Genomic DNA, 11671 nt, shown 5'->3' with positions numbered 1-11671 from the left:
GAGGTCGACCGCGCTCCTGCGGACGGCTAGTTTCGTCGCATGGCCATCACGCCCCCGCGCAAGAAGGTCCTCGCCGTTGTCCTCGCCGGAGGCGAGGGCAAGAGGCTGATGCCGTTGACGGCCGACCGGGCCAAGCCTGCGGTGCCGTTCGGCGGGATCTACCGGCTCATCGACTTCGCCCTGTCCAACGTCGTCAACTCCGGCTACCTCAAGGTCGTCGTGCTGACGCAGTACAAGTCGCACAGCCTGGACCGCCACGTCACGACGACCTGGCGCATGTCCAACCTGCTGGGCAACTACGTCACCCCGGTGCCGGCGCAGCAGCGCGTCGGCAAGCGGTGGTACCTCGGCAGCGCCGACGCGATCTACCAGTCGCTCAACCTGCTCACCGACGAGCAGCCCGACATCGTCGTGGTGGTGGGCGCGGACCACGTGTACCGGATGGACTTCTCGCAGATGGTCGCCGACCACGTCGAGTCGGGTGCCGGCTGCACGGTCGCCGCGATCCGCCAGCCGATCAGCCTGGCCGACCAGTTCGGCGTGATCGACGTGGACCCCGGCAACCCGCAGAAGATCCGCGCCTTCCTCGAGAAGCCGACGGACCCGGTCGGGCTCCCGGACGCCCCCGACGAGGTGCTCGCCAGCATGGGCAACTACGTCTTCACCGCAGACGCGCTGCGCGACGCCGTCACCCGCGATGCCGAGCTCGAGCAGTCCAAGCACGACATGGGCGGCGACATCGTGCCGTGGTTCGTCGACAAGTCGGAGTCCGCCGTCTACGACTACAAGGACAACGAGGTCCCCGGCTCGACCGACCGCGACCGCGGCTACTGGCGCGACGTCGGGACGATGAGGTCGTACTACGACGCCCACCTCGACCTGGTCTCGCCGCTGCCGGTCTTCAACCTCTACAACAAGGCCTGGCCGATCTACACCAGCTACGGGCCGCACCCGCCAGCCAAGCTCGTCGAGGGCGCCAGCGGCGCGGGGGTCTCGACGTTCAACTCCATCCTCTCGCCCGGTGTCGTCGTCAGCGGCGGCACTGTCAACCAGTCGGTGCTCTCGCCGGCGGTCTGGGTCAAGGACGGCGCGGAGGTCTCCGACTCGGTGCTGATGGACGGTGTGCACATCGGTGAGGGCGCGATCGTGCGCAACGCGATCATCGACAAGGGCGTCGTCGTCCCGCCCGGCGTGCAGATCGGGGTCGACCAGGAGGCCGACCGCGCGCGCGGCTTCGTCGTCGACGAGGGACTCACCGTCCTCGCCAAGCAGCAGCCGGTGCCCGGCGAGCAGGCGGGCTAGCGGTCAGGCAGCGCGTCGCGCTGCGCGACGAGGAACTCCGTCTCGACCTCGTTGCGACAGGCCGCGATGGCCTGGTCGTACGCCGCACGGGCGGCGTCGACGTCCCCCGCACGGGACAGCAGCTCGGCCCGCACCGCCGCGGGCCGGTGGCTCTGGGGGAGGTCCAGCCCCTCGAGCGCGTCGAGGCCGGCGGCCGGTCCGTGCTGCTCGGCGATCGCGACGGCTCGGGCCAGCCGGGCCGACGGGGTGGGTGCCACCTGGAGCAGCACGTCGTAGAGCCCCACGACGCGGTCCCAGCGGGTGTCCTGCGCCGTCGGCGCGGTGGCGTGCTCGGCGGCGATCCGCGCCTGCAGGACGTACGACGCCGCCAGCGGGGTCAGCGGTCCGGCCAGGTGCGGCCGGGCGAGCAGCCGGGTCGCCTCCGCGATCTCGTCGTGGTGCCACCTGGTGCGGTCCTGGTCGGCGAGGAGCACCAGTCGCCCGTCACCGACCCGGGCGTCGCGCCGGGAGTGGTGGAGCAGCATCAGCGCGAGCAGCGCGACGAGCGCCGGCTCGTCCGGGCGCAGGCCGAGCACCACGCGCACGAGCCGGATCGCCTCCCCGGACTGGTCGGCGCGCAGCAGGTCGGGGCCGGTGCCGGGGGAGTAGCCAGCGGTGAAGGTGAGGTAGGCGGTCTGCGCCACGACCTCGAGGCGTTCGGGCAGCACGCCGGCGTCGGGCACGGCGAACGGGATGCCGGCCCCCACGATGCGCTTCTTGGCGCGCGTGATCCGGGCCGCCATCGTCGGCTCGGGCACCAGGAACAGCCGGGCGATGTCGGCAGTCGGCACGCCGAGGACCAGCCGCAGGCTCAGCGCACTGGCGGCCTCGGGCGCCAGCGCCGGGTGGGCGCACATGAGCACCAGGCGCAGCACGTCGTCCTCGACCAGGCTGCCGGCGTCGGCCATGCTGCGGGCTCCTTCCTGGTGCTGCTCGGCGTCGAGGAGCAGCAGCGGCTCCTTGCGTCGGGCCACGTCCTCGGTGCGGAGTCGGTCGAGCACCCGTCGTCGCGCCGCGGTCATCAGCCACGCCGGCGGGTTGGCCGGCACACCGTCGGCGGGCCAGGTGCGGCTGGCCGCCTCGACGGCGTCGCCCAACGCGTCCTCGACGAGGTCGAGGCGGCGGAACTGAGCGAGGAGGAGCGCCACGAGGCGGCCCCACTCCTCCCGCACGACCCGCTCCAGGTCGGCCGAGGCGTCGCCCACCCGCTCGCTCAGAGCTCCACGTCCACCGTGGGGTGGATCTGGATGTCGTACGGCGGCAGCACCCGCAGCAGCTCCACGACGACGTCCAGGTCGGGGGCCTCGAGCAGGTAGAAACCGCCCATTCCCTCGATGACCTCGGCGTAGGGCCCGTCGGTCAGGTGGACCCTGCCGCCGGTCGTGCGCATGACGGTGGCATCGCGTGGGCCGCTCAACGCCTCGCCGGCGAGGATCCGGACGCCGTCGCGCGCGTCGCAGGCATCGCCGAACGCACCGAACTTCGCCATCGCCGCCCCCTGCTCCTCCTCGGTCTGCTCAGACCAGGGCTTCTCTTCACCGTCCCCGACCAGCAGGACCAGGTACTTCATGACGTTCCCTCCTCGCCCGAGAGCTTGCGGCGCACCTCGACCGCGTCGCCGGTCGCCGACAGGATCCGGCACACGTCCATGAGGTCGTCGAGGTCGTCCGTGCTGACCTCGTAGTAGCCGCCGAGCTGCTCGCTCGTCTCGGCCCACGGGCCGTCGGTGACGCTGTCGGCGTGCGGTGCGAGCGACCTCGCCTCGGACGCCCGCGGCAGCTCGGCGCCGCCGATGATCGTGTGGCCACGCCTGACGAGCTCCTCGGTGAACCTCCCGTGGACGTCGTACGTCGCCTTCTTCTCCTCCTCGGGCGTGTCCCACCACGCCTCCGTGTCGCCGAACAGCAGCACGATGTAGTCGGTCATGACCCTCTCCTCACTCCGCCAGCCGGCGCAGCTCGATGTGCTCGCCGCGCGCGGCGAACCGCTCGCACGCCGCTCGCAGCGTGTCCCCGTCCTCGGAGTCGACGAGGTAGAAGCCGACCACCTGCTCGGCGGTCTCGCTGAACGGCCCGTCGGTCACCAGTGCGCCGCCCGCGCCGTCGGGGCGCATCGACGTCGCCCGCGCCGAGGGCTCGAGCGGGCTGACGGTCACGAGGGTGTGCCCCTCGGCCTCCAGGTCGCGCTGGAACTCCTGGTGGGAGCGGTGTCCCTTCTCGTGCTCCTCGGGCGGCAGGTCGGCCCAGTCGGCCTCGGGGGCGGGCAGCAGGATCAGGTAGCGGCTCATCGCCGGTGACTCCTTCGCGTCGCGGACCGCAGGGGCTGCGGCCTCACCACTCTGACGGACCGGCCCTGCCCGGATCGACAGCCGACACGGCACTTTCTGCGCCCATCTCCGAGATTCTCGGACCACGGACGTGCCGGGGGTCTTGCCCAACCCACGGCGTGACCCGCCAAGATGGGCCCATGGCCACCCACGAGAGAGCCGGACAGCCCGCCCGCACCGAGGACCTGGTGGACGTCTCCCACCTCGTGACGGCCTACTTCGACCTCGAGCCCGATCCCGACGACGTCTCCCAGCAGGTCGCGTTCGGCACGAGCGGCCACCGTGGCACCTCGCTCACCACGTCCTTCAACGAGGTGCACATCGCCGCGACCACGCAGGCGATCTGCGACTACCGCAAGGAGCAGGGCTACGACGGCCCGCTGTTCGTCGGCCGCGACACCCACGCCCTGTCGGAGCCAGCCTGGGCCACGGCGCTGGAGGTGCTGGTCGCCAACGACGTCACGGTGCTGGTCGACGACCGCGACGGCTTCACCCCCACCCCTGCGGTCAGCCACGCGATCCTGCGCGCCAACCAGGGGCGTACGACCGGTGCCGGGCTCGCCGACGGCATCGTGGTCACGCCCTCGCACAACCCACCCCAGGACGGCGGGTTCAAGTACAACCCGCCCCACGGCGGACCGGCCGACTCCGACGCCACCAGCGTGATCGCGGCCCGCGCCAACGAGCTCATCCGCGGCAACATCGCGGGGGTCCGTCGGGTCTCGTTCGCCAAGGCGCGCGCCGAGGTCGGGTCCTACGACTTCCTCGGCACCTACGTCGACGACCTGCCGTCGGTGCTCGACCTCGACGCGATCCGCGACGCCGGGGTGCGCATCGGCGCCGACCCGCTGGGCGGTGCGAGCGTCGCCTACTGGGGCGAGATCGCCGAGCGCCACCGGCTCGACCTGTCGGTGGTGAATCCGCTCGTCGACCCGACGTGGCGGTTCATGACGCTCGACTGGGACGGCAAGATCCGCATGGACTGCTCCTCGCCGTACGCCATGGCGTCGCTGGTGGGCCGCAAGGACGAGTACGCCATCGCCACCGGCAACGACGCCGACGCCGACCGCCACGGCATCGTCACCCCCGACGCCGGCCTGATGAACCCCAACCACTTCCTCGCCGTCGCCATCGCCCACCTGTTCGGCGGGGCACGCCCGGAGTGGTCCGCGGACACGCGGATCGGCAAGACCCTGGTGTCGAGCTCGATGATCGACCGCGTCGCCGAGTCGATCGGCAAGCCGCTGGTCGAGGTGCCGGTCGGCTTCAAGTGGTTCGTGCCCGGCCTGATGGACGGGTCCTTCGGCTTCGGCGGCGAGGAGTCGGCGGGCGCCTCCTTCCTGCGGCGTGACGGCTCCACCTGGACCACCGACAAGGACGGCCTCCTGCTCGCGCTGCTGGCCAGCGAGATCCTCGGCGCGACCGGGCGGACGCCCAGCCAGCACTACGCCGAGCTGGTCGCCCGGCACGGCGACCCGGCGTACGCCCGCATCGACGCCCCGGCCGACCGCGAGCAGAAGGCCAAGCTCGCCGCGCTGTCGCCCGGCGACGTGTCGGCGACGACGTTGGCGGGGGAGGAGATCACCGGCAAGCTCACCGAGGCGCCTGGCAACGGTGCCAAGATCGGCGGGCTCAAGGTGACGACCGAGTCGGCATGGTTCGCCGCCCGGCCGAGCGGCACCGAGGACGTCTACAAGATCTACGCGGAGTCCTTTCGAGGACCCGACCACCTCGCCCAGGTGCAGGACGAGGCGCGGGAGGTCGTCAGCGCGGCCTTGCGCTGAGGCCCTGCAACATCTCGAACTGCTGCTCGCCCCGCGAGGGGTGCGGCACCGTCACCGGGCCGGCCTCGATCGGCCCGCGTTCGGCCTCACCGTGCGAGCGGGCCTCGGTGCTGTCGGCGTGCTCCATCTGGCCGCGGCGGAACCTCACCGCCGTGACCGCGTCGAGCCGGACCAGCGCCTGCCCGTCACCGTCGTCGAGCACCGCGCCGAGGCCGTCGCAGCCGATGACCCGTCCCTCGAGCCAGCTTCCTGCGACCAGGACGCTCACCTCGGCACCGGTGTCCTCGGCGCGCCGCAGCAGCGTCCCCACGCTGAGCATCGTGCTGGAGATCTTCGTCATCCCCCACCTCCCCACAAGGCATCACCCACACCGTGTGGGTGCGGTGAACGTAGGGCGGGAGCGGCCGTCCTACAGCGGCTCGGACGAGGGTGGGACGAGGGTGGGGCAGGACTTCGACGAACCTGCGACGAGCCTGTGGGACAGGCCGCCGACTGGTGTGGACCAGTCAGCCGCCGACCGGGCCCGCCTCGATCGGGTCCCGTCGCCGGCGTCCGTGGGGCCGTGGAGCCTCGTCGCCCACCTCACCACCGGGGTCGTCGATGTCGGCCCTCGAGAAGCTCACGGCGACGATCGAGTCGAGGCGGACGAGCACCTGCTGGGTGTTGCCGTCGTCGAGCACCACCCCGAGGCCGTCCGCGCCGACGATCCGGCCGTCGAGCCAGGTGCCCTGCACCAGCAGGCGCACGGGGGCGCCGGCGTCCTGCGCGTGCCGCAGCAGGGTGCCGACGGTGAACAACGTGCTGCCCTTGCCCGACATCACGACTCCTCTCGATCGGGGCAACGCTACGTCGTCGGGCCACGGCGAGGGGCTGATCGGTCAGGTGTCCTGACAGCCTCGCGCCGTGCGCGCTCAGGTCCGGGGTGTCGCCCGGTCCACGACCTCGCGCAGCGATCCGCTGTCCAGCATCCCGAACGTGCCGCCGTACGACGTCCCGAACCGGCTGCCGCAGAACGCGTCGCCGACCTCGGCAGGCGCGAACCGCACGAGCAGGGACCCCTGCAGGCAGGCGGCCATCCGGCCGGCGAGTCTGCGCGCACCTGCCTCGAGGCCGGCGCCCTCGCCGATGAGCGCGAGGGTGTCGTCGACCGCCCGGTCCAGCCGGCTGTCGGCCCCGCGGGCCGCGCCGACCTCGGTGATCCAGGCCTGCAGCACCTCCGGTTCGCGGCCCAGCGCGCGCAGCACGTCGAGGGCGTTGACGTTGCCCGACCCCTCCCAGATCGAGTTGAGCGGCGACTCGCGGAACATCAGCGGGAGCCCGGAGTCCTCGACGTAGCCGTTGCCGCCCAGGCACTCCAGCGCCTCCGCGACCATCGCCGGGGTGCGCTTGCACACCCAGAACTTCGCGAGTGGCAGCGCGAGGCGGCGCAGCGCCACCTCGTGCGGGTCACCGGGCCGGTCCACTGCGGCGGCGAGGCGCATCGCGAGGGCCGTCGCGGCCTCCGACTCCACGGCCAGGTCGGCGACGACGTTCTGCATGAGCGGCTTGTCGACCAGCAGGCCACCGAACGCCGAGCGGTGGGCGACGTGCCACGACGCCTCGGCCAGCGCGTGGCGCATGAGCGCCGCCGAGCCGAGGACGCAGTCGAGGCGGGTGGCGGCGACCATCTCGAGGATCGTCCGGACGCCGCGGCCCTCGTCGCCGAGGCGCTGGGCGAGCGTGCCGGTGAGCTCGAGCTCGCTCGACGCGTTGGACCGGTTGCCGAGCTTGTCCTTGAGCCGCACCACGTCGATCCGGTTGCGGGTGCCGTCCTCGAGCACCCGCGGGACGACGAAGCACGTCATCCCGCCGTCGGCCTGCGCCAGCACGAGGAAGACGTCGTTCATCGGCGCCGAGGTGAACCACTTGTGGCCGTCGAGGCGGTACCAGCCGTCGTCCGTCGTCGGGGTCGCGCGGGTCCGGTTGGCGCGGACGTCGGAGCCGCCCTGCTTCTCCGTCATGCCCATCCCGGCGAGCGCCCCGGTCTTGGCCGAGCGGCTCCGCACGCCGGGGTCGTAGGACCGGGCGGCCAGCAGCGGCGTCCACTCCTTGGCGACGGCCTCGTCGGCCCGCAGCGCCGGCACGGCGGCGTACGTCATCGAGATCGGGCACCCGTGCCCCGGCTCGGTCTGCGACCACGCGAAGAAGCCGGCCGCGCGACGCAGGTGGGCGTGCGGGTCGCCTGCCTCCTGCTGCTCCCACGGCGCGGCCTGCAGCCCGTGGCCGACCGCGCGCTCCATGAGCCAGTGCCACGACGGGTGGAACTCCACCTCGTCGACCCGGTTGCCCCAGCGGTCGTACGGCACCAGCTCGGGGTGGTGGCGGTTGGCCAGCATCCCGTGCTCGCGCGCCTCCTCGGTGCCCGCCTCGGCGCCGAGCGGGGTGAGCTCCTCGACGAGCGACGCCGACCCGTGGCGGGCCAGAGCCTCGGTGAGGGCGAGGTCGGAGGTGACGACGTTGTGCCCGACGAGGGCGGGCGCCTGGTTGGTCGCGGTGCGGGCGTCGACAGTGGGGCGGTCGCTCATGTGCCCACGGTAGAGCCCGCCCGGACGGCGGGTGACGAGGACCACGTCGCCGGTCGAACCGCCGCGCGGGTCCGGTCCATCGGCGCACCCTCTCGATAACGTGGCCGACATGGTCGAGGCGCGCGAGGACACCCCCGCCCCGCGCCGGGCAGAGGTGCTGCTGCGGCGCTGGCGCGAGCACCTCTGGCGCATCATCGTCACTACCGTCGGGTCGTGCCTGCGGCACCGGGTGACCGGGCTCGCCGCCGAGGCCGCGTTCTTCGCGGTGCTGTCCGTCCCGCCGCTCATCTTCGCCCTCGCCGGAGCGGTGGGCTTCGTGAGCGAGCGGTTCACCGCGACCCAGGTCGACGACGTGAGCAACGCTGTCCTCGAGATCTCCCGCCAGGCGCTGACCGACCGGGCCGTCGACCGGATCATCGCGCCGACCCTGCAGGAGGTGCTCGACGGCGGGCGCTACGACGTCATCTCGATCGGCTTCGTCCTCGCCCTCTGGTCGGGCTCCCGTGCGCTCAACGTCTTCGTCGACACCATCACGATCATGCACGGCCTGGGCGGCCACCGGGGGATCGTCGCCACCCGTGCCCTGTCGTTCGTGCTCTACGCGCTGGCGATGGTGACCGGCGCGGTGAGCATCCCGCTGGTCGTCGCGGGACCGTCGCTGGTGGACCGGGTGCTGCCGGAACGGCTCGACTTCGTCAACAGCCTCTACTGGCCGATCGTGCTCGTGCTGTGCATCTGCTTCCTGGCCACGCTCTACCACGTCTCCGTCCCGGTGCGGACCAACTGGAGCTTCAACCTGCCCGGTGCGGTCTTCGCCCTCTTCTGCTGGATCGCCGGGTCCTACACCCTCCGCTGGGTGCTCACGGTGACCGCGGCCGAGTCGCGCTCGATCTACGGACCACTGGCGGCACCGATCGCCGTGCTGCTGTGGCTCTACCTGCTTGCGCTCGCCGTGCTGATCGGGGCCGCCGTCAACGCCGCCTTCGACACCGTCTACCCGCAGAAGAGCACGACGCGGGCCCGGCTGGAGCTGGTGCAGCGGCTGCGCGAACGCATCAGCGTGCGAGACTCCTGACCGTGCGTGCCGACAGCGTCCACCCCAGCGTGGGGCGGGTCTCTCTCCCGGAGACCGAGCGGTCGCCGTGGTGGGAGCTCGGGCGGCGGCTCCTCCTGGCCGCCGCGATCCTCTTCGGCACCGTCCTGCTCGTCTACCTCGACCGCGAGGGCTACAACGACAACGCCCACCCCGGTCGCGACCTGACGCTGCTCGACTCGTTCTACTACACGACCGTCACGCTCAGCACGACCGGCTACGGCGACATCGCCCCGGAGTCGGAGCAGGCCAGGCTGATCAACGCCCTGGTGATCACGCCCGCCCGCATCGCCTTCCTGGTGCTGCTGATCGGCACCACCCTCGAGGTCCTCGCCTCGCAGGGACGCGAGATGTTCCGGGTCGCCCGGTGGAGGAAGAAGAAGATGGACCAGCACGTCGTCGTGGTCGGCTACGGCACCAAGGGCCGCAGCGCGATCGACACCCTCGTCAGCAACGGCTACAGCCGCGACTCGATCGTCGTCGTCGACCCCGGGCTCGTGGCGATGGAGGAGGCCAACCGCGACCAGCTCGTGGGCATCGCCGGCGACGCCACGCGGCGCGGGGTGCTGCGCCAGGCCGGTGTCGAGAAGGCGACCCACGTCATCATCACCACCGACCGCGACGACTCCAACGTGCTGGTCACCCTCACCGTGCGGCAGCTCAACCCGGACGCCTGGATCGTCGCGTCGGTGCGCGAGCACGAGAACGTGCCGTTGATGCGCCAGTCGGGCGCCAACTCGGTGATCACGTCCTCCGACGCCGTGGGACGCCTGCTCGGCCTGTCGTCGATGTCGCCGATGCTGGGCTCGGTGATGGAGGACCTGATGACCTATGGCGAGGGACTCGAGGTCGCCGAGCGCGAGCTGCTGGTCACCGAGGTGGGCAAGCAGCCGCAGCGGCTGCCCGACCAGGTCATCGCGGTCGTGCGCGACGAGAAGGTCTACCGCTACTTCGACCCCGTCGTCTCGCTGCTGGCCCGCGGCGACAAGCTCATCGTCATCCGACCGGCCAAGGAGCTGCCGTGGGCGCCGCGACCCGGCACGCACGGCGAGGAGCTGGCAGACGAGGACGACCAGGCGTGAGCTCGTGATCGCCTCGCACCGTCACCGCTTCGTCTTCGTCAAGACCCGCAAGACCGCCGGCACCAGCCTCGAGATCGCGCTGTCGCGCCACTGCGGACCGACCGACGTCGTCACCCGGATCAGCCCGGAGGACGAGGAGCTGCGCGCCGCCGCCGGGGGAGTCGGGCCCCAGAACGACGACACCGAGCCCAGCTCGTACGCCCACATGGGCGCCCGTCGCGTGATCGAGGTGATCGGGCGCGAGACGTGGGACGCCTACTTCACCTTCGCGGTCGAGCGGAACCCCTTCGACGTGGTGGCGTCGTCCTACCGCTACAGCGCCCGCAAGCCCACCTTCACCAAGACGTTCGCGGAGTTCGTCCGGACCCCGAAGCGGATGGAGCGGCTCGCGCTCAACGAGCGCCTCTACCGCCTCGACGGCCGCGTCGTCGTCGACCGGGTCTACCGCTACGAGGAGCTGCCGGACGCGGTCGCGGACATCTCCGCCCGCCTCGGCATCGAGCTCGACCTGCCGCACGCGAAGCAGGGGAGCGGCCCGCACTACCGCGAGCTCTACGGCCCCGGTGACGTCGAGATCGTGGCGGAGCGCTTCGCGCGGACCGTCCGCGAGTTCGGCTACGAGTTCTAGCCCCCTCTCCTTCCCCGGTCAGGACGGGCGGTGGCCGAGGCGCCCGGAGATCCGGGCCGCCGCGTCCTGGAGCTGGGGGAGCAGCTCGTCCATCCGGCTGGCGGGCAGCCGCTCCGAGGGAGCGGTGATGGACAGCACCGCGGCCAACGCGCCGTCGGCCCCGCGCACGACCACGGACATGGTGTGCACCCCCTCGATGGTCTCCTCGAACGCGCGCGCGTGGCCCGTACGACGTACCTCCTCGACCTGGCGGCGCAGCTCGTCCGCCGCGGGCGGGTTCACCGGGTCGATGTCGGTGAGCTCGCGGTCGTCGAGGAGGCGCAGGATCTCCTCGGCGGGGCGCGCGGCGAGCAGCAGGCGGGCGGGCGCGCCGAACCACAGCGGCAGCGGGCGCCCGACGTGGAACCGCGCGCTGAGCCGGCGCTCGGGCTCCACCTGCTCGACGTGGATCAGCCGGTCGCCGCGCCCCACGGACAGGCCCACGGTCTCGCCCACCTCGGCGGCGAGGTCGGTCATGGGCCCGATCGCTGCGGCGTGGAGACTGAGCCCGCGCTGGTACGCCGATCCGAGCGCGAGGGTGCGCGGACCGAGGCGGTACCGCCTGGTCGCCGGGTCGCGCACCGCGAGGTCCACGGCCTCGAGCTCGGCGAGGATCCGCTGGACGGCCGACTTGGACAGCCCGGTCCGCTCGGCGATGGCACGCACGCTCGGCGGGGCGGTGTCGGCGGCGAGGAGGTCGAGGACGGCGACCGCGCGACGCAGCGTCCCGCGCTCCTCCACGCGACTCGCCGGGACGGGTGACAGGTCCACGCAGGCACTCCTCGGTCAGTGGCAGGGGAAGGCAGGCACTCCT

The 11671-nt window shown here is 72.2% G+C and carries 13 protein-coding genes; 5 read left to right on the top strand and 8 right to left on the bottom strand.

Annotated features, from left to right (window positions below):
• Positions 1-39 precede the first annotated feature (39 nt).
• Positions 40-1302, top strand: a complete 1263-nt coding sequence (glgC, locus tag JOD65_RS15570) for a glucose-1-phosphate adenylyltransferase (RefSeq protein WP_191195821.1) — start codon at positions 40-42, stop codon at positions 1300-1302.
• Here glgC and JOD65_RS15565 read toward each other — a convergent pair.
• From JOD65_RS15565 to JOD65_RS15550, 4 genes are read right to left on the bottom strand one after another with little or no spacing between them, the layout of a single operon-like run.
• Positions 1299-2546, bottom strand: coding sequence for an RNA polymerase sigma factor (locus JOD65_RS15565; RefSeq protein WP_191195820.1), 1248 nt, complete (start codon positions 2544-2546; stop codon positions 1299-1301). The genes glgC and JOD65_RS15565 overlap by 4 nt on opposite strands.
• A gap of 8 nt (positions 2547-2554) precedes the next feature.
• Positions 2555-2911 (bottom strand): YciI family protein, encoded by a 357-nt coding sequence (locus tag JOD65_RS15560; RefSeq protein WP_191195819.1) that lies wholly within the window; start codon positions 2909-2911, stop codon positions 2555-2557.
• A complete protein-coding gene (locus JOD65_RS15555) occupies positions 2908-3267 on the bottom strand; it encodes a YciI family protein (RefSeq protein ID WP_191195818.1) in 360 nt (119 codons plus the stop codon). Before JOD65_RS15555 ends, JOD65_RS15560 begins: the two co-directional genes overlap by 4 nt.
• Before the next feature lie 10 nt (positions 3268-3277).
• Positions 3278-3628: a YciI family protein gene (locus JOD65_RS15550; RefSeq protein ID WP_191195817.1), complete on the bottom strand. Its 351-nt coding sequence runs from the start codon at positions 3626-3628 to the stop codon at positions 3278-3280.
• Between the two features lie 179 nt (positions 3629-3807).
• On the opposite strand from JOD65_RS15550, the gene pgm reads away from it, so the two are divergent.
• Positions 3808-5451 (top strand): phosphoglucomutase (alpha-D-glucose-1,6-bisphosphate-dependent), encoded by a 1644-nt coding sequence (pgm, locus tag JOD65_RS15545; protein WP_191195816.1) that lies wholly within the window; start codon positions 3808-3810, stop codon positions 5449-5451.
• Here pgm and JOD65_RS15540 read toward each other — a convergent pair.
• The 3 genes from JOD65_RS15540 to JOD65_RS15530 all read right to left on the bottom strand — a co-directional run bounded on the left by JOD65_RS15540 (position 5432) and on the right by JOD65_RS15530 (position 8015).
• Entirely contained in the window at positions 5432-5791 is a 360-nt protein-coding gene (locus tag JOD65_RS15540) for a hypothetical protein (protein ID WP_191195815.1), read from the bottom strand. The genes pgm and JOD65_RS15540 overlap by 20 nt on opposite strands.
• Before the next feature lie 166 nt (positions 5792-5957).
• On the bottom strand, positions 5958-6269 hold the full coding sequence (locus tag JOD65_RS15535; protein WP_191195814.1) for a hypothetical protein: 312 nt from the start codon (positions 6267-6269) through the stop codon (positions 5958-5960).
• A 93-nt stretch (positions 6270-6362) separates the two neighbouring features.
• Positions 6363-8015 carry an acyl-CoA dehydrogenase family protein gene (locus tag JOD65_RS15530; RefSeq protein ID WP_191195813.1) on the bottom strand — a complete coding sequence of 551 codons (1653 nt, stop codon included), beginning with the start codon at positions 8013-8015 and terminating at the stop codon, positions 6363-6365.
• A 109-nt stretch (positions 8016-8124) separates the two neighbouring features.
• On the opposite strand from JOD65_RS15530, the gene JOD65_RS15525 reads away from it, so the two are divergent.
• Genes JOD65_RS15525 through JOD65_RS15515 form a run of 3 tightly spaced genes read left to right on the top strand, consistent with a single transcriptional unit; the run spans position 8125 to position 10818 of the window.
• Entirely contained in the window at positions 8125-9090 is a 966-nt protein-coding gene (locus JOD65_RS15525; protein ID WP_191195812.1) for a YihY/virulence factor BrkB family protein, read from the top strand.
• A 2-nt stretch (positions 9091-9092) separates the two neighbouring features.
• On the top strand, positions 9093-10190 hold the full coding sequence (locus JOD65_RS15520; protein WP_191195811.1) for a potassium channel family protein: 1098 nt from the start codon (positions 9093-9095) through the stop codon (positions 10188-10190).
• A gap of 4 nt (positions 10191-10194) precedes the next feature.
• The gene (locus JOD65_RS15515; protein WP_191195810.1) at positions 10195-10818 is read left to right on the top strand and encodes a hypothetical protein; all 624 of its coding nucleotides are present in this window, start codon (positions 10195-10197) and stop codon (positions 10816-10818) included.
• An 18-nt stretch (positions 10819-10836) separates the two neighbouring features.
• On the opposite strand, the gene JOD65_RS15510 is transcribed toward JOD65_RS15515, so the two are convergent.
• Complete coding sequence (locus JOD65_RS15510; protein ID WP_191195809.1) at positions 10837-11628, bottom strand: IclR family transcriptional regulator; 792 nt, start codon at positions 11626-11628, stop codon at positions 10837-10839.
• Between the last annotated feature and the right edge of the window lie 43 nt (positions 11629-11671).

This window comes from Nocardioides cavernae, assembly GCF_016907475.1.
Taxonomy (GTDB): domain Bacteria; phylum Actinomycetota; class Actinomycetes; order Propionibacteriales; family Nocardioidaceae; genus Nocardioides; species Nocardioides cavernae.
This window is presented reverse-complemented; position numbering and strand designations above follow the sequence as displayed.

Bases quoted from the DNA above. Each gene is read 5' to 3' on its own strand.
- glgC (WP_191195821.1), top strand. From the start codon at position 40: ATGGCCATCACGCCCCCGCGCAAGAAGGTCCTCGCCGTTGTCCTCGCC.
- JOD65_RS15560 (WP_191195819.1), bottom strand. From the start codon at position 2,911: ATGAAGTACCTGGTCCTGCTGGTCGGGGACGGTGAAGAGAAGCCCTGG.
- JOD65_RS15555 (WP_191195818.1), bottom strand. From the start codon at position 3,267: ATGACCGACTACATCGTGCTGCTGTTCGGCGACACGGAGGCGTGGTGG.
- JOD65_RS15550 (WP_191195817.1), bottom strand. From the start codon at position 3,628: ATGAGCCGCTACCTGATCCTGCTGCCCGCCCCCGAGGCCGACTGGGCC.
- pgm (WP_191195816.1), top strand. From the start codon at position 3,808: ATGGCCACCCACGAGAGAGCCGGACAGCCCGCCCGCACCGAGGACCTG.
- JOD65_RS15540 (WP_191195815.1), bottom strand. From the start codon at position 5,791: ATGACGAAGATCTCCAGCACGATGCTCAGCGTGGGGACGCTGCTGCGG.
- JOD65_RS15535 (WP_191195814.1), bottom strand. From the start codon at position 6,269: ATGTCGGGCAAGGGCAGCACGTTGTTCACCGTCGGCACCCTGCTGCGG.
- JOD65_RS15530 (WP_191195813.1), bottom strand. From the start codon at position 8,015: ATGAGCGACCGCCCCACTGTCGACGCCCGCACCGCGACCAACCAGGCG.
- JOD65_RS15525 (WP_191195812.1), top strand. From the start codon at position 8,125: ATGGTCGAGGCGCGCGAGGACACCCCCGCCCCGCGCCGGGCAGAGGTG.